Source organism: Streptomyces phaeochromogenes, assembly GCF_001418655.1.
GTDB classification, from domain to species: domain Bacteria; phylum Actinomycetota; class Actinomycetes; order Streptomycetales; family Streptomycetaceae; genus Streptomyces; species Streptomyces phaeochromogenes.
In genome coordinates this window covers 17,343-33,319 of the sequence record NZ_LIQZ01000099.1, presented here as the reverse complement: position 1 = coordinate 33,319, position 15,977 = coordinate 17,343, and the positions used below count along the sequence as shown (strand labels likewise).

Here is a 15,977-nt window from a genome sequence, read left to right as displayed (position 1 = left end):
CAGGGGCTGGGGACACGCACGACACCCCCACCCCCACCTGAGCCCAGGAACCGGCACCACGCCTTCGCCTTCGTAGCTCAGGGGATAGAGCACCGCTCTCCTAAAGCGGGTGTCGCAGGTTCGAATCCTGCCGGGGGCACAGGATGGTTCGTGCAGGTCACGGGCTAGATCATGAGACTGGCCCCGGAGATCAACTCCGGGGCCAGTACACATTTTGTACATGTGGTTTTGGCTAGTCGACGATCACGAGCGACGCTTTCAGCTTGGCAAGAGCGGTGGCCCGCCCCACATCGAGAGCGTCCGCCACCTCATCGAGACGGTCTGGCCAGAGATGCCCGTACACGTCCAACGTCATGGCCGCCGACTTATGGCCGAGCATGGTCTGTACGACCTTGACGTCGGCCCCCGCGGCGATGGCGAGCGAGGCGGCCGTGTGCCGGAGCTTGTGCGGCGTCACCTTCATGCCGTCGAGGCCGGCCTCCTTCACCGCTTTGTCGAAGTCGCGGCGCCGGAAATTCGGATACCTCATCGGCCCGCCCTCGGGCGCTGTGAACACCAGCGCGTCCCGCGTTCGTCCGACGACGAGCGGCCGCAATTCCTCGGCGAACGACCGCGGGAGCGGCACCGATCGCTTCTCGTGATTCTTGACCGGCCCGAGTTCAAGGTGACCGTCAATGTCGGAGTACGCCTGGATGATCCGTATGCGGCGGTCGTCGAGCATCGTCCGGCCGACTTTGATGGCGATGGCCTCACCCCACCGAATGCCGGTGTACCCGAGGGTCCTCACGAACGTCTGGTAGCGCCCCGCACGCTCGGCGAGGGTCTCCAGCTGCTCATGCGTCAAGTAGACGTGATCGTCGTCATCGTCACTGCGCGGCAGATCGTGATCGTGCAGCGGGCTCATCGAGATCCGGTGCGTGCGGACCGCGTGTTTCATGACGCCGCTCAGCACGTAGTAGATCTTCGCGATGCGGGACGGGCTGAGCATCCGGCCGGCCTTGCCGGGAGTGCTGCACAGATCGTTGACCCACTCAGACACGTCTGCCCACTGGATCGCTCCGACCTGCCAGTCGCCCCACTTGGGGATCACGTACAGGTCGAGGAGCTCCCGGTAGTCGTCCTTCGTGCGACGCCCCTGCTTCCGTAGCGACTTGTGCCACTCGTCGGCCACCAGGCGCACCGCGGCTTTCGCCGACTGCGGGTCCCGGTATGAACCCTTGTCGAGCTTCTGCAGCAGGGCCTGCTGCTCCGCTTCGGCCTGCGGGACCGTCCGGCATGTCTTGGCCTTGCCCTTGCCGTCCGGGCCGTACCACCTCACCCGCCACCGCCCGGGCGGCTGCCGCTTACTGCCCTGCTTCTTCGCTGCCTGCCACTTCTCCATCGACTCCTGGTAGTCCTCGTGGGTGGCGCGGTCCTCAATCCACACTCGGGGCATCGTCACCCCCCAGAAGCAGACGCCGACCTTCCTCTGTGAGCCGTCCCTTTGAGGCCCTGGCCCGCACGGTGTACCGGACGTGATCGAGCAGCCACTGCGGCATGCCGTACAGGCGGTGTTCTAGCAGCTGCGTCTGCTCCTTCTCGGGGTTGGTCTTCAGGGGCAGCCGGCCGATGCCCCACTCCCAGGCCCTGAGGGCGTCCACGGTGCCCCCGCCCGTGACTTCGACCTGCTCGTCGGCGCGATCAGTTAGGGGCAGCAGCAGTGCGGTCGGAGAGACTCCGAACGCCGCGGACAGTGCCATCAACTCGTCGACGGTTACCTGCCGTTCGGCCTTCTCCATCCGCGTGATGCCCGACGCGGGAACGGGCCGGCCGTTCTTCTCCAGCAACGCGGAAAGCTGCCGGGTCGTGAGCCCTCGAACCTTGCGCAGCCTCGCGATGTTGTCGGCCACCGCCTTTCCAGTCGGTCCTGCCTCGATCGCTCGTCGCCCGCGCTGCTGCTCCGTCATGGGCAACAGATTAAGCAACAGAGATCGCCTTGTATTGCCGCCGGTATCGGCTACCATCAGCTCCATGGGTGCAGCATAGGACCATGTGGTGCACGTAAGCAACGTATGTTCAGTGAAAGGAGCACCGCAGTGGATGACGACTTTCTGCCACCGAAGCAGGTCATCACCGAGTACCCGATCTTCGGAACCGTTGGATCACTGGCCGAGCGACGCTGGCGAGGCGACGGCCCCGAGTACGTCAAGACGTCCGATGGGCGCGCCGGACGGGTCTTCTACCGGCGCAGCGCCATCGAGAAGTGGCTCGACGAGCGGACCGTGCAGACCGGAGGTCAGCGAGCAGCATGAGCGAGAACGCAGAAACGCCCCGGGCCGAATCCGGGGCGTTTCACGAAGACTCCGCAGCGGGCGGTAAGTCCGCTGCCATCTTGGCACAGGGCGACCCGCCGCGGGTACAGGGCCGACTCGACACCTACCGATCCCGCTCCCAGAAGTGGCACCGGCAGGTGCGCGTCGAGAGCTGCCCGCGCTGCGGACACCCGCACCTTCACCGCGCACCGCTCCCCCTCGTCAGGTCCGTACTCAAGACCGGGCCGTGCGGAGCCGTCTACGTCGTCCAGCTGCGACCCCAGGTGGTGACCGTATGAGCAACCACGACAACGCGCTGCAGGCTGCCCTGCACTCCATCGAGTGGGGATACGAGGTCTTCCCCCTCAGCATCAACAAAACGCCGATCATCCGATCCCCGCATGACAAGGGACACACCTGTCAGGGCATGCACCAGTGCGGCGCACCCGGGCACGGCGTAGGCGACGCATCCAGCGACCCGGACACCGTCCGCTGGCTGTTCGACCAGGCCCCCAAAGCGGTCGGCTACGGCATCCGGTGCGGCGCCCGACTCGTCGGCCTCGACCTCGACCGCAAGGAGAAGGTCGACGGGGTCGCCACACTCAACCGGCTCGCCGAACGGCACGGCTTCGAGATCCCCCAGACGACGACCGTCTGCACGCCCTCAGGTGGCTTCCACCTATGGCTCGCCGTACCCGGCGGGACGATCGTCCCCAACTCGGTCGGCAAGGTCGGACCCGGTATCGACGTTCGCAGCAGCCGCGGATACCTCGTCGGCCCCGGCAGCATCGGCCGCAAAGGCGAGTACGTCCTCCACCCGAAGACGGGATACATCGAGCCGCAGCCGATCCCGGACCAGTTGCTCCGGCTCATGCTGCCGCCCGCGCCTCGACAGCAGCCACAGAGGCGGCCGGCGGCTATGTCCGTCGACAGTTCAACCCGAGCACTGCAGGGACTCGTCAACGTCGTGCTCACCTCCTCCGAGGGCAACCGCAATGACCGCCTCTTCTGGGCTGCCGCGAAGGCGTGGGAGCACGTGCGAGACGGACATGTCGCGGCCAGCGAGGTGGAAGCCGAGCTCGTCGGAGCGGCTATCCAGGTCGGATTGGGCGCGGGCGAGGCAATGCGCACTGTGGCTTCTGCCGGACGGGGGGTGGCCGCGTGACCGACGCCGTAGCTCTCTCTGTGGCTGTGTCAGAACCGTCAGAACCGTCAGATTGGCTGAGGGAGCCTCCTAGGCCTTCTGACACTTCTGACGGTTCTGACAGCAACAGTCAGGAGGAGTACGACCAGAAGCTTCTCGCCGCTGTACGTGACGGGTCCTGGCTGGACGGACAGGAGTTCCCCGAGCTCAGGTATGCCGTGCCGGGACTTCTACCCGAGGGGTTCTCGCTGCTGATCGGCCCACCGAAGGCGGGTAAGAGCTGGCTCGCCCTCGACTTCCTGCTCGCTGTCTCCAGTAGCAGGCAGGCCGTCGGGAAGATCGCCATGTCGGGGAAGCGCAGAGTCCTCTATCTGGCGCTCGAAGACGGAGACAGGCGCATGCAGGACCGGTGCCGGACACTCCTCGGCGAAGACCCGATCCCCGAGCTGTTCCACTACATGACCGAGATCCGCCCCGGGTTCATCATTCACACGCTGGAAGCGTTCTTGAGGCGCTACCCGGACACGTCTCTAATCATCATCGACACGCTCGGCAAGGTCATGCCCCCGGCGATGCCCGGAGAGTCTGCATACCAGCGCGACTACAGGGTGGCGGGCGCACTGAAACGGGTGGCCGACCACAACCCAGGTCTCGCCATCAGCGCGCTGCACCACGACCGCAAGGCCGCCTCGGAAGACTTCGTCGACTCCGTATCCGGCACTCACGGACTCGCCGGTGCGGCCGACACCATCGTCGTGCTCGCCCGGAAGCGGCAGGCGACCGAGGCGGTCCTCATGGTGACCGGACGGGACGTCATCGAATCCGAGTACGCGCTCGTCATGGACGGCGGTCTGTGGACGCTGGACGGCGTGAATCTGACCGACGCCGCGGCCACTGCTCAAAAGCGAGAAGACGCGGCAAGCCTCGGCGACATCTCCGTCAACATCCTGGCGTTCGTCCGTGAACACCCTGACGGCTGCAAGGCCGCCGCCGTGGTCACGAAGTTCGGTCAGGACGCCTACCAGTACCTCAAGCGCCTCGAAGAGTCCGGCCGCTTGATCAAGCCCAAGCGTGGCTTCTACATCGCAGCCGACGCCATCCCCGGAATGGAGGACGACGAGTCGTGACTGACCTCGGTTTGATGGCGTGCGGTCTGACGATCCATGCGCTCCGCGGCGATGCCGAAGCCGTGCGCCTGGTCCTCGACGGCCTCGACGTCGACGAGCTCCGCACGGTCACCGCAGCTGCCCTCAACGGACTCGCCCAGGCCGTCCACGCCGTACCCGGAGGCGTCGCACTCGCCGAACAGATCGCCCTCGGCATGCAGGACGTCAACTACCGCAACGCCATCGAAGGAGAACCCCGGTGACCGACCCTCTCCGCGACATGCTCGCCGCGCGACGCGCCGAAAACGGCCGCCTCCTCCGCCGAGTCCTCGGGATCCCCGAGCCCGACGACACCGACACCCCCGAACCCGACGACCTTCCCCCCGCCGCCTAGGAGGCAGCCATGTCCAAGACCGTCACGCTTGCCGACGCCGAGCAGCAGCTCACCGCGGCGACTGCAGCAGTCGACCAGATCAAAGCCCGCCTCGTCGACGAGGGCCCCGGCTCCGTCACCGCCGAAGAACTGGGCGCGGCCGTCCTCACCGTCGAACACGCCAGGCTCACCGTCGAGCACGCCGGCCAGCAGGCACAGGCACAGGCAGAAGCCGAACGTCTCGACCACCTGCAGTTGCTGAAGGCGCAGATCCTCGACCAGGCCGGCGACGTCGACACCGCACTCGCCGCCATGACCGCCATCGAGGACGCCGCGGCCGTACTCATCGGCGCCTGCGCCGGACGGCAGAAGCTCATCGCCCAAGCCACCGCAGCCCTGCGCAACGCAGGCGTACCCGAAGGCAGCCAGACCGCCACCGAACACGCAGGGCTCGGCTGGACCAACGCGGGCATGGCACGCGGCGACGCCGTACACGTCGACGGCCGCAGCATCGCCGCGCTCAACGCGGGCGTACTCATCGCCGCAGCCCTCACGCGGGGAGCCCGACAGGTACAACGCCACGTGCGTTACCTCACCCCAGCAGTCGACGTACCCGGCTCGGAGCAGGCACTCGTCCAGGACCCCGAGAGCTGGCTCCGAGCCAAGTACTGACACAGACCCCTCGCCTGGAAAGCGAGAGGCGGCAGCGCAGAGAGCTTTCTCCTTTCGGCTCTGCGCGTGGCCACCAGAGCGGCAGGCGCCAGCACCGTGCGAGCTCGGCGCCTGCCGCACACACAGACAGGAGCACGACGTGCAGATACCCGAGCACCTGCTCACCTTCGACGAGACCCGGTGGATGCCCGAGGTCGAAGACGGCATCTGGCTGCCCATGCTGCGGGCCCGAGAGAAGTGGAGGCAGGCACAAGACGCATGGGCCAGCCAACACAGCCTCGACCGCACCCAGTTCGAGCAGCAGATGCGACAGCAGAAGGAGCAGCAGACATGAGCCAGGGACGACGCAGCGAGCCACTGCCCAAAGGCTGGGCCCGCATCCGTGAGCGCATCCTGCGCCGCGACGCCCACGCCTGCCAGTGGATGAAGCAGGACGGCACCGACGAGCGGTGCGGCGAGCCGGCACGGCACGTCGACCACGTGAAGCCTGCATCCCAGGGCGGAGGAGACGGAGACGAGAACCTTCAGGCTCTGTGCATCTACCACCACGGCATCAAGACCGGAGCCGAAGGTGCAGCCGCCGCTGCGCTGGTACAGCGGCCGACGCGAGCCCGCGACCCCGAGAAGCACCCGGGTCTGCTGTGAAGATCATGATCACCCTGGGGGGTGACCCCAAGATCATTCCAATGGAACGGTCGGACCCGTTTAGCATGCCGCCCTCCGCACGACTCTGGGGATCTGGCGATCATGCTTTGACCTGCGGTTTCTCACTTTCCGTCGCTGCAGGCTCACCCAGACCCCCACACGGTCTCACCGCATAACCGCAGGTCAGACCTCGTATTGCCGTAACACATCCTCAAGGGCCCGCGCCACGACGCCTGAGGAGGGCAGCGCGGTGCCAGCAATCTCTGTCGGCTCAGTCGAAGTCGACGTTCTACCCGATGCGCGGGGCTTCACCGGGCGCATGCGGGCCGCAGTAACCCCAGGAGCGAACCAAGTCGGCGACGAGGTCGGCCGGATCATCGGCCGGCACATCGCCGCGCAGGCTGCGCAGTCCATCCGGGACGGTGTGACGCAGGGAGGCCGTACAGCGCTCCCCGCAGCGACCCGGCAGGGCCAGTCGACCGGGTCCGCCTTTGCCCGCAGCTTCAAGGGCCGTGTCGAGGCTGCTCTCCGGGATCTGCCGGACGTCGAGATCAATGCTGATTCGTCGGATGTGGACCGCGAGATCGCGGCGATCCGGGCGCAGCTGCAGACGTTGCGGGACGTCGAAGTGGGCGTCGACATCGACGCGACCGAAGCCATGGCCCGCATCACGCGGCTTCAGGAGCGGCTGCAGCGCCTGTCGGCGTCGGATGTGGACGTCCAGGTCCGTATGGATGTGGGCTCGGCGTCGGCTCAGCTGGCCGCGTTTCAGGCGATGGTCAACCGCCTCGACGGGCAGACGGCGTCGGTCGACGTCGATACCCGGTCGGCGGTGGCGGGCTTCAGTGCGCTGCGGGCGGCCGGGGTGGCGTTCGGGCCGGCGATCCTTCCGGCAATTCCCGTCATTCTGGCGGGGCTCGGATCGATCGCGGCTGCGGCTGTGGCTGCGAGTGTCGGTCTCGGCGCGATCGGCCTGGTTGCCATTCCCGCGTTCAAGGGCATTGCCTCCACGCTGCAGGCGCAGAAGGCAGCTCAGGAGGCGGCGACCCAGTCGACGGCGTCGGGCGGGCAGGCGGCAGCGCAGGCCGCGTCACGGTCGATGCAGCTCGCCTCTGCTCAGTCCGCGGTCGCTTCGGCGGAGCGCAACGGTGCCAAGCAGATTGCGGCCGCTCAGGCTCAGGTGTCTCAGGCTCGCCGTAATGCTGCCCAGGTGGCCGCTCAGGCGTCTCTGAGGAGCCAGCAGGCCGCCCGTGCCGTCGAGGACGCGGAGGAGGAGCTGGCGGACGCTCAGCGGGACGCGACGCGGGCTCAGGAGGATCTGACGCAGGCTCGCCGTACCGCGGCGATGGAGCTTGAGGACCTCAACAGCCGGCTGACGGATTCGGTGCTGTCTCAGCGGGACGCCGAGATCCAGCTGCAGGAAGCTACGGCCGAGCGTGACGCGGTCCTGAAGAGTGCGACCGCGACGGAGCTGGACCGGCAGAAGGCGATCCTTCAGTACGACCAGGCCGTCGAGCGGTTGAAGGATCAGACGGTCGAGACGGCGCGGCTGAAGGATGAGACGAAGGCCGCGAACAAGGCCGGGGTCGACGGCTCGGCGACGGTCAAGAACGCCCAGGAGCAGCTGGCTACGGCTCAGGAGTCGGTGGCCGACAAGACGCGGGATCTGTCGGATGCGCAGGCAGCGCAGTCCCGTACCGCGACCCAGAACGCGTCGGATATCGCCGAGGCTCAGCAGCGCATCGCGGACGCCCAGCGGGGTGTGGGCGAGGCGCAGGTGTCGGCTGCGGAGTCCGCGGCGTCGGCTCAGCGGCAGCTGCAGCAGGCTCAGCAGCAGACGACGGGCGGTGTGGATGCTGCCGCCGCGGCGCAGGCCAAGTACCAGGCAGAGCTGGCGAAGCTGACACCGGCGGCCAGGGACACGATGAACGCCTACGTCGGCCTGAAGTCGGCGTTCAGCGAGTGGTCGAAGAGCCTGCAGCCGGCCGTGATGCCCATCTTCACGAGGGCGTTGAACGGCCTCAAGAACTCTCTGCCGGGCCTGAAGCCGATCGTGCTGGGGGCCGCGGACGCCATCAAGGGTTTGCAGGACCGTGCCTCGGCGGGGTTCAAGAGCCCCTGGTGGAAGTCGTTCAAGAAGGATCTCGACACGTCGGTCGGCCCCGCGATCACCGGTATGGGTATCTCCTTCGGCCGGATCTTCAAGGGCATGGTCGGCATCATCGACGGCTTCCTGCCTCACATGGATGACATCTCCGGCACGATGCAGCGCATCACGGGCCGCTTCGCGGACTGGGGCACGGGCCTGAAGGGGTCGCCGGAGTTCGAGAACTTCCTGTCCTACTCCTCGGAGATGGGCCCGAAGGTGTGGGAGACGATCAAGAACATTGCGGGCGCGTTCCTGTCTGTCGGACAGGCGCTCGGACCGATCGGCGGCATCTCGCTGCAAGTGCTCGGAATCCTCGCCAAGGGCGTGAAGTGGGTAGCCGACAACGCGCCATGGGTGATCCAGGGCATCTACGGGATCGTCCTGGCGATGTACGCGTGGCGCCTCGGAATGCTGCTATGGAACGGCATCATGCTGCTCGCGACAGGAGCAATGCGTCTGTTCACCCTGTCGGTGTTCTCCGGCCCGTGGGGCTGGATCATTCTCGCGATCGTCGGCGTGGTTGCGGCGATCTTCCTGCTGTGGACGAAGTGCGAATGGTTCCGCGACGCCGTGAAGGCCGTGTGGGATGCCATCAAGACGGCCGGCAAGGCAGTCATCGACTGGTTCGCCGGACCTTTCGTGCGGTTCTTCACCGAGAAGATCCCTGCCGCGTTCCAATACGTCCTCGACTGGGTCGGCAGGAACTGGCCGTGGATCATCGGGGCTCTCGGTGGGCCGGTCGGCCTGGGCGTCGTGTGGGTGATCAAGCACTGGGACAAGATGAAAGAGGGCATCTCCAGCGCCTGGGGCTGGATCAAGCGCAACGTCCTGTACCCGATCCGGGACTTCTTCACGAAGACGATCCCCGGCTGGGGTGGCCTCCTGCGGGACCGGATGGTTGGCGCGTTCGACTCGGCACGCAAGGGCATCAAGACGGCCTGGGACGGCCTCAAGAGGGTCGCGAAGGAGCCGGTGCAGTACGTCGTGGACGTCGTCTACAACAACGGCCTCCGCAACGTCTGGAATCTTGTCGCCGGGGCGTTCGGTGCGACGAAGCTGAAGGCGTTCAAGTTCGCCTCGGGCGGCGTCATGCCGGGCTACACGCCCGGTAAGGACGTCCACAAGTTCGTTTCCCCGACCGGTGGCGGCCTGGAGCTGTCGGGCGGCGAAGCGATCATGCGGCCGGAGTGGACGCGTGCGGTCGGCTCGGGCTTCGTCGGCGCCATGAACTCGATCGCCAAGAGCAAGGGTGTGCAGGGCGTCAAGTCTGCGCTCGCCCCCGTGTTCGGCGGCAACCCGATGACACGGACAGACACCACCCTGAAGTACGCCGACGGCGGCATCTTCGGCTGGATCGGCGGGGCCGCGAACAAGGTTGCCGGGGTCGGCTCGGCGGCCTGGAACAAGATCAAGGAAGGGGCCGGCTGGCTCAAGGACACCCTCGCCGCGTCGGCGCGGGCCGGTATCAAGAACGTCGTCGACCCGCTGCTGAAGTCGTTCCCGGGCATGGACACCGGCTTCGGGAAGATGATCCGCCGCATTCCCACGAAGATGATCGATGCGCTCTTCGGCTACTCGAAGGACGCCGACAAGAAGGGTGGCGGCGGGCTCGGCGGGCCGAAGGTTCAGGCCGCGACGCGGTGGGCGAAGGCTCAGGCCGGCAAGCCGTACCTGTGGGGCGGTGTCGGGCCGAAGGGGTTCGACTGCTCCGGGTTCATGTCCGCCATCGAGAATGTGCTCCGCGGGCAGAAGCCGAACCGGCGCCGTTGGGCGACCGGAGCGTTCTCCGGGAACACCGCCCCTCCCGGCTGGGTGAAGAACGGGGCGTCGGCGTTCAAGGTCGGCATCACCAATGCCGGGGTCGGGCACACGGCGGGAACGCTCGGCAAGACGAAGGTGGAGTCCCGCGGCGGCGACGGTGTGGTGGTCGGCCCTCGGGCCCGCGGCTACAACTCGTCTCTGTTCACCGACTGGTACGGCTTCAAGCCGGGCAGCTTCGACAGCGGCGGCTACCTCGAGCCCGGGCTGAACCTCGCCTACAACGGGACGGGACGCCCGGAGCCCGTCTTCACCAGCCGGCAGGCGAGTGCGCTGACGTCGATGGCCGGCCGCGGTGCGGGTCAGGCTCCGGTCGTTGTCGAGCTGCACGCCAAGGAAGGGGCGCTCGGCGACTTCATCGACGTCCGCGTCCAGGACCACCAGCAGCAGCTCATCCAGGTCATCAACGCCAGCTGAGGGAGGGAAGCAAAAAGGGGGAGCCCCAAGACCCGTTACGGGCCGTGGGGCTCCCCCTTCGCTGCCGCCTCCCTCGCCTCCCTGACTGGCCATTTCTGCAGGTCATGTACAGGGAGGCAAGGGAGGGAGGCGGTGAGGGAGATCTCCCTCAGTCTTCAGTGCCTCCCTCGTCGTCGAGGACGTCGTCCCGGGCGGCGATGGCGTCGAGAATCCGGTCGAGGCTGACGTGCATCTTGCCGCCGCCGGTCTTGTAGGTGCCGTGTCCGGCGTCGTCGAGGACGGCCTTGAGATCCCGGAACGACCAGCTGCCGTAGGCCACCGGATTGCGGTCCTGAAGGCCGCGGAGCATGTCCATCGTGAGCATCTTCGTCTCGTGTCCGAGGACGGCCGCGATGTCGGCGAGCGGGTCGACGGGAGCGAACGTGGGCACCTCGAACACGCCCTCCTCGTTCTTGTACGCCTTCATCGCCCGCTCGACGACCGGGGTCACCTCGTCGATGCCTGCCTCTTTCCGCACGTAGTAGGAGCGGATCAGCCCTGGGGTCTTCCCGAAGCCCGCGGCCATGGCGGTGCCGACGTCTTCACCTGCGACGAGGGTGGTCGCCGAATAGCCGTTCTTGTGCATGCCGGTGCCGAGGATCGCGTCATTTCCCTGGTGGTCGTTGATCGCGAACGCGACCCGGTGGGAGACGGTCTTGGAGATCCCGCGCGGCAGGCTGGCTGCATCTGCATCCGGGGTGATCCACATCAGCATGATGGCCGTTTTCCTGGCCTTCTTTGTGACCTTCAGCGCCAGTTCCTTGGCTTCCTTGCCGTGCTCCGGGTGCCCGAACAGCTCGTGGACCTCGTCGAATACGACGATCCGGGGCCGCATGGACGGGTCGCGTTCCGCCATCTCGCGAGTGACCTTGGTGTCCGTGCCGAGGCGTTCCAGTTCCTGCCCGCGGCGGGACACCTCTCCGGCCAGGGCACGGAGCGTGTCCATGGCCGCAACCACGTGCTCGGTGTCGTCGCCCTTGACCAGGCTCCGCAGGCGGGGCCGCATCGGGTCGTAGTCGCTGTTGTACGCCAGGACGTGCACGTCGATCTCGACCAGCGGGTCAAGCATCGCGCCGAGGAGCAGGGCGACGACCAGCGACGACTTACCCGAACCCATGATTCCGGCGATCAGGTAGTTCGCAGCCATCAGCCGCGCGATGACCTGCTCGCCGCGGGCGTTGAGCGCGACGGGCACACCCTTGAAGAAGTCGGTCGTTCCCTCCGTGAGGAGCGGCCAGGGCGGTACCGGCTTGGTGAGGACGCCGGGGTCTGCGACCCACAGGTCCAGTACGCCGGCCTGGTCGCGCGGCTCGGTCGGCCACACCTCGATCGGCTTGCGCATCAGGTTGTGCGCGAGGGTCTTCTTCTTGTCGGCGATCATCTCGACGGGTACGCCCTCGGGGAGCTGCATCTGCGCGTGCCACCCGTTCCCGGAACGGGTCGACGGCTGTACCCACCGGGGCTTCCACCCTTCCTTGAGGGCCGCGTTCAGCGGCGGGATGCCGAGCTTGCCCAGAGCGCGCATGATGGCGTTCTCGTCGGGCACGACGTCCCGCGCATCACCGTCGACGGGCAGCGCCCACGTGGGGGCAGTCTTCTGGTTCCGGCCGACCGCCCACACTCCGGCGACAGCGAGGAACGGCAGCGACGCGAGCAGCGGATCCCAGATGACGCCTGCGATGAACGCAGCCCAGCCGACCAGCTCCACTACGGTCCGGATGGGTGTCAGAACGTCGGAGACGTCGTGGTTCGCCCACGCCAGCATGATGCCGAGCATCAGCAGGATGCCCGCCCCGCCGGCCGCGCCCATGGCGATGGCCTTCGGGGCGTTGATGGCCAGCTGCAGGAGCTCCATCCGGCGGCGGTGCCGAGCCATGCGGAAGATGTACGCGCGCTGCTCCCAGTCGCGGGCGGTCTCCTCGTTGCCGGAGGCTTCGGCGATGCGCATGAAGCGCTCGTGCCGGGCGGTCGTGCGGGCGTCCCAGGTGCGTCGGGTGAGGATGCGGGTACCGCCCACGACATAGGAACCGTGGCGGACGGTCCACCGGTAGGCGGGGTTGCTGCGGGTCTCGACGACGGCCCGGCGAAGGTGGTCAATGCGTACCCGGCGCCGGGGGCGTACCGAACTGTGTTCGGCCTGTTCAGCGACCGGTTCGGGCTTGGTCAGCGACACCGGTTCGGGTGCCTTCTCTACCTCGACGGTCGGACGGCTGCTGATGTCCGTCATGCTGGGAGTTCCTTCTCTCTGCGGAGGGATGGGAGGCCCGGGGGTGGCCGGCTTCTTGGCGGTTGCGTGGCCGCCCCCGGGGCGGGGCTACAGGTATGGGCCGTTGATCCGGCGGGCCTCTCGGCGGACGGTCGCCTGTACGGACTCGGGCTTGGCGTCGGGCCGGACGCGGAGGATCTCCTCGGCGGCTTCCTTGTTGGAGGCGCCGGCCGTGACTTGTGCGCGGGCCAACTCGGTGATGGACGGCAGCGGCTCGGCAGGCTCGCGAACCTTGTTCGGGCTGGTCAGAGGGGGAAGGTCCTTCTCGCCGTGGATAACATCCACAGTGATCTGTTCGGCCGTGTTCGCCTGGTCGTCCAGCTCGTTCAGCAGCCGCTCGGCGGCGAGGATCTCCGCACGGGCTTGCACCTCGGCGACCGCCACCCGACGACGCACACCGGCCACGGCCAGCTTCGCGTTCGCCTTGGAGATCTCGGCGTCGACCCACTGCCGGTCGGCGTCGGACAGAGGCTTCTCGACGTGCTTGAAGATCGCCATCCACAGCGCCTTCGCGATGACCGACACCGCGGCACCCACGACCGCCATGGCGACGGAGCCGAGCAGCATGCCATGCCAGAAGATGGCGCCCGCGGTGACGCCGACGAGGACGAAGCCCAGGTTCCGGGCGAACTCGCGCTTGCCGGGGTCGAAGCGGGCCATCCACTCCAGCAACAGCACCGTCACCCAGGACACATCGAACACGGCCGCTGCCGCATATCCGGATCCGCCCTGCAGCAGGCTGCCGATGCTGATCGTCGACCAGACGACGGCGACCAGGGTGAGCGCCAGGACCAGGCTGGACGCGGCCTTGATGGCGCGGGAATCCCAGTCGGCCGGCAGGACCGGAGTCCGCACCTGGTACGGCTTGTCGACCGTGTGCGTGATGCCGCCGACGGTGTGCTCGACGGGCTTTCTACGGGTCTCGGTACGGAACTTCACGGGGTCTCCTAGATAGAAGGGGTGAGGGAAGCGGACTTCTTCGAGCCCTTGGCGTTCGAGCAGTCGCGGCAGGTACGGGTGCCGTCCGCGAGGAAGCTCACCCGCTCCAAGTCGTCGAGTCGGTGCCCGAACGAGCAGTGCTTGGCTGTCGGGTCGGAGGCGACACCGTCGAGCCGCTTGCCGCCCATGTAGCGGGCTGGCGGCCAGCCACTGCACGACCGCCAGCTGCCGCCCCCGGCGCACTCCAGCTCACCTCGCAGCTGGCCGACGACACGGCAGGCTTCCTGTAACTCGACCAGGGCCTCATCGCGCTGCAGACGGGCATCAACGATGCGCGCCTCAGTCCGCGCGACCCGCGCCGGGTCAGTGGACGGGGCACCACGGGGCCGCAGAGACGAGACCTTGCGGTGAAGCGCCCGCCACCGCTGGGATGCCTCTTCCATCCGCTCGTGCGCGGTCTCCAGCTCCGCGGCAATCATCGCCAGCATCGGGTCACCCGCCGCGTACCGGTGCGCCTTGAGGCCGTCCAGGGCCACGGACGCCGGATCGTTCAGGTCCGTGACGAACGAATGCTGACTGGAGTGCAACGCCTGCTGCTCCCAGACCCTCCGCTGCGCCATCTTCCGCAGCAGACCGCCCGGAGCCTGCACCGACTTGCCCTTGCGCAAGTACTGGAGAAGGCTCACGCAGGCTTCCTGCGCGAAGTCCTCGGCCTGGCTGCTGAGACTCGCCGGCAGGCGGTACCTCAGCCACAGGACCAGCTGCCCGTAGTAGTTGCGGTAGATGTCGGCGAACTGCTCCTCGATGGTGGCGTTCACGACTCGTCTCCTTCGAGCAGCGTGAGACGCTCGATCAACTGATGGAGCGGACCGACCGCGTAGGCGACGAGGTTGTCGGCCAGGTCGGAGAGGCCGGCCACGTCGTACTCGTGCTGCTCGTCGAACTCGACCGCCACCGAAACACTCGCGTCGGTGGGCGAGAACGGCCGCTGCACCAGCGAGGCGACCGCGATACGAACCTGCCCGTGACACGCCGTGTCGACCAGGAGCGGAGACTCCTCGCCCTCATGGACGATGTCCTCCCGGTACGCCTCGGCAGGATGCACACCGAGGCACCAGAACGGCTCATCGAGCGTCACCGGGCCGTGGTCAACGGTGTCGACCGTGACGGTGTCGCCTCCGGTACGGGACGGCCGGACCGGTGCAGGCGCGACCGGATACGCCCGGTCCATGGCCCGCTTCAGGGCCTGCATCTGCTCCGGGTGTTCGCCCTGCTCGATCTGTCCGGCGACCGACTCGACGAGGTCTTCCATGTCCCGCCACGACATGAGAGACAGCTGCGCCTCGACGTCGTAGCGGATCTGCTGGACGGTCATGCCGTCCGGGTCCTGCATTTCGTTCGACGTGGCGTAGCCGGCCGCGAGCGCCGCGAACAGTTCGAACCGCGACACGCGATAGTCGACGCGGACCGTCACATACGGCTCGGGCTGGTCGTCGTGGGCGTTCTGCAGCCCGGTCGGCCCGTACACCGGGGCCGGGCCCTCGCCGCGCTCGGCGGCGAGGAACGCGGCGGTCACCGGGAAGTGGCGCTCAACGAACTTCTGCGCGCGCTCGTCCTCGTTGCTCACGCCTGACCCCCCCGCGGCTTCGGGTTGACGAGGTGCGGGTTGCCGTCGGTGTCGAACTCCGACAGCTGGAAGGGCTCCGGCAGGTCGGGAAGGTCGACGTGCAAGGTCTGGCCGAGCATGGCCCGCACGACGATCTCGCGCTCGGCGTCGCAACGGCCCTCGGGGAGGATGAAGCGGACCTGGTCCCGCTTGACGACCGCGACGCCGGTGAAGTCCGGCTCGTCGACCGCCCAGAAGGTCAGCTCGATGTCGAACTCCGCGAGCAGGTCCTCAAGCGGGGTGTTCAGAACGTGGTCGGCGGTGGGCTTGCATGTGGCAACCTGAGCCATAGCGGTTCTCCTGTGTGAGCAGGGTTTCCGTAGGCCCCTTGCCGGTGGTGACACACCGGGTTGGGGCCGCTCCTTCATCAGGAGCTGGTGCCAGTTAACAACATGCGGTGCTTACGTGCAACACCCCTGGCAGTACACATCCCGTACACACGAGACACCGAT

16 protein-coding genes and 1 tRNA gene are annotated in these 15,977 nt (G+C 67.3%); 10 read left to right on the top strand and 7 right to left on the bottom strand.

Going from position 1 to position 15,977, the window contains the following annotated elements; all coding sequences use genetic code 11:
- Window positions 1-66: 66 nt before the first annotated feature.
- Window positions 67-139, top strand: a tRNA-Arg gene (locus AOK17_RS14435).
- Window positions 140-232: 93 nt separating this feature from the next.
- Here the strand turns inward: AOK17_RS14435 and AOK17_RS14430 are convergent.
- Together AOK17_RS14430 and AOK17_RS14425 are read right to left on the bottom strand one after the other, a co-directional pair.
- Complete coding sequence (locus AOK17_RS14430; protein WP_079053018.1) at window positions 233-1,435, bottom strand: tyrosine-type recombinase/integrase; 1,203 nt, start codon at window positions 1,433-1,435, stop codon at window positions 233-235.
- On the bottom strand, window positions 1,416-2,012 hold the full coding sequence (locus AOK17_RS14425; RefSeq protein ID WP_107102393.1) for a helix-turn-helix domain-containing protein: 597 nt from the start codon (window positions 2,010-2,012) through the stop codon (window positions 1,416-1,418). Before AOK17_RS14425 ends, AOK17_RS14430 begins: the two co-directional genes overlap by 20 nt.
- A 63-nt stretch (window positions 2,013-2,075) precedes the next feature.
- Here AOK17_RS14425 and AOK17_RS14420 point away from each other — a divergent pair, with 63 nt between their 5' ends.
- The 9 genes from AOK17_RS14420 to AOK17_RS53560 all read left to right on the top strand — a co-directional run bounded on the left by AOK17_RS14420 (window position 2,076) and on the right by AOK17_RS53560 (window position 10,615).
- Entirely contained in the window at window positions 2,076-2,291 is a 216-nt protein-coding gene (locus tag AOK17_RS14420) for an RING finger protein (protein WP_079053017.1), read from the top strand.
- A 295-nt stretch (window positions 2,292-2,586) separates the two neighbouring features.
- On the top strand, window positions 2,587-3,456 hold the full coding sequence (locus AOK17_RS14415; RefSeq protein ID WP_055612840.1) for a bifunctional DNA primase/polymerase: 870 nt from the start codon (window positions 2,587-2,589) through the stop codon (window positions 3,454-3,456).
- The gene (locus AOK17_RS14410) at window positions 3,453-4,562 is read left to right on the top strand and encodes an AAA family ATPase (RefSeq protein ID WP_157881325.1); all 1,110 of its coding nucleotides are present in this window, start codon (window positions 3,453-3,455) and stop codon (window positions 4,560-4,562) included. The genes AOK17_RS14415 and AOK17_RS14410 overlap by 4 nt, the downstream gene beginning before the upstream one ends.
- Complete coding sequence (locus AOK17_RS14405) at window positions 4,559-4,804, top strand: hypothetical protein (protein ID WP_157881324.1); 246 nt, start codon at window positions 4,559-4,561, stop codon at window positions 4,802-4,804. Before AOK17_RS14410 ends, AOK17_RS14405 begins: the two co-directional genes overlap by 4 nt.
- The gene (locus AOK17_RS53565) at window positions 4,801-4,935 is read left to right on the top strand and encodes a hypothetical protein (RefSeq protein WP_281198609.1); all 135 of its coding nucleotides are present in this window, start codon (window positions 4,801-4,803) and stop codon (window positions 4,933-4,935) included. Before AOK17_RS14405 ends, AOK17_RS53565 begins: the two co-directional genes overlap by 4 nt.
- 9 nt (window positions 4,936-4,944) lie before the next feature.
- A complete protein-coding gene (locus tag AOK17_RS14400) occupies window positions 4,945-5,586 on the top strand; it encodes a hypothetical protein (RefSeq protein ID WP_055612837.1) in 642 nt (213 codons plus the stop codon).
- 139 nt (window positions 5,587-5,725) lie between these two features.
- Window positions 5,726-5,920: a hypothetical protein gene (locus AOK17_RS14395; protein WP_055612836.1), complete on the top strand. Its 195-nt coding sequence runs from the start codon at window positions 5,726-5,728 to the stop codon at window positions 5,918-5,920.
- Window positions 5,917-6,231 (top strand): HNH endonuclease, encoded by a 315-nt coding sequence (locus AOK17_RS14390; protein WP_055612835.1) that lies wholly within the window; start codon window positions 5,917-5,919, stop codon window positions 6,229-6,231. Before AOK17_RS14395 ends, AOK17_RS14390 begins: the two co-directional genes overlap by 4 nt.
- A 319-nt stretch (window positions 6,232-6,550) precedes the next feature.
- Window positions 6,551-10,615 (top strand): NlpC/P60 family protein, encoded by a 4,065-nt coding sequence (locus tag AOK17_RS53560; protein ID WP_055612834.1) that lies wholly within the window; start codon window positions 6,551-6,553, stop codon window positions 10,613-10,615.
- Window positions 10,616-10,763: 148 nt separating this feature from the next.
- Here AOK17_RS53560 and AOK17_RS14380 read toward each other — a convergent pair whose 3' ends face one another.
- The 5 genes from AOK17_RS14380 to AOK17_RS14360 form a co-directional block, all read right to left on the bottom strand.
- Window positions 10,764-12,881: a cell division protein FtsK gene (locus AOK17_RS14380; protein ID WP_055612833.1), complete on the bottom strand. Its 2,118-nt coding sequence runs from the start codon at window positions 12,879-12,881 to the stop codon at window positions 10,764-10,766.
- Window positions 12,882-12,968: 87 nt separating this feature from the next.
- Complete coding sequence (locus AOK17_RS14375; RefSeq protein ID WP_055612832.1) at window positions 12,969-13,859, bottom strand: hypothetical protein; 891 nt, start codon at window positions 13,857-13,859, stop codon at window positions 12,969-12,971.
- An 8-nt stretch (window positions 13,860-13,867) separates the two neighbouring features.
- A complete protein-coding gene (locus AOK17_RS14370; protein WP_055612831.1) occupies window positions 13,868-14,677 on the bottom strand; it encodes an RNA polymerase sigma factor in 810 nt (269 codons plus the stop codon).
- A complete protein-coding gene (locus AOK17_RS14365) occupies window positions 14,674-15,486 on the bottom strand; it encodes a DUF6907 domain-containing protein (RefSeq protein ID WP_055612830.1) in 813 nt (270 codons plus the stop codon). The genes AOK17_RS14370 and AOK17_RS14365 overlap by 4 nt, the downstream gene beginning before the upstream one ends.
- Window positions 15,483-15,815, bottom strand: a complete 333-nt coding sequence (locus tag AOK17_RS14360; RefSeq protein WP_055612829.1) for a hypothetical protein — start codon at window positions 15,813-15,815, stop codon at window positions 15,483-15,485. The genes AOK17_RS14365 and AOK17_RS14360 overlap by 4 nt, the downstream gene beginning before the upstream one ends.
- Between the last annotated feature and the right edge of the window lie 162 nt (window positions 15,816-15,977).

Coding starts and splice junctions, on each gene's coding strand:
- AOK17_RS14425 (WP_107102393.1), bottom strand. CDS start 2,012: ATGGAGCTGATGGTAGCCGATACCGGCGGCAATACAAGGCGATCTCTG.
- AOK17_RS14430 (WP_079053018.1), bottom strand. CDS start 1,435: ATGCCCCGAGTGTGGATTGAGGACCGCGCCACCCACGAGGACTACCAG.
- AOK17_RS14380 (WP_055612833.1), bottom strand. CDS start 12,881: ATGACGGACATCAGCAGCCGTCCGACCGTCGAGGTAGAGAAGGCACCC.
- AOK17_RS14400 (WP_055612837.1), top strand. CDS start 4,945: ATGTCCAAGACCGTCACGCTTGCCGACGCCGAGCAGCAGCTCACCGCG.
- AOK17_RS14360 (WP_055612829.1), bottom strand. CDS start 15,815: ATGGCTCAGGTTGCCACATGCAAGCCCACCGCCGACCACGTTCTGAAC.
- AOK17_RS53560 (WP_055612834.1), top strand. CDS start 6,551: ATGCGGGCCGCAGTAACCCCAGGAGCGAACCAAGTCGGCGACGAGGTC.
- AOK17_RS14390 (WP_055612835.1), top strand. CDS start 5,917: ATGAGCCAGGGACGACGCAGCGAGCCACTGCCCAAAGGCTGGGCCCGC.
- AOK17_RS14415 (WP_055612840.1), top strand. CDS start 2,587: ATGAGCAACCACGACAACGCGCTGCAGGCTGCCCTGCACTCCATCGAG.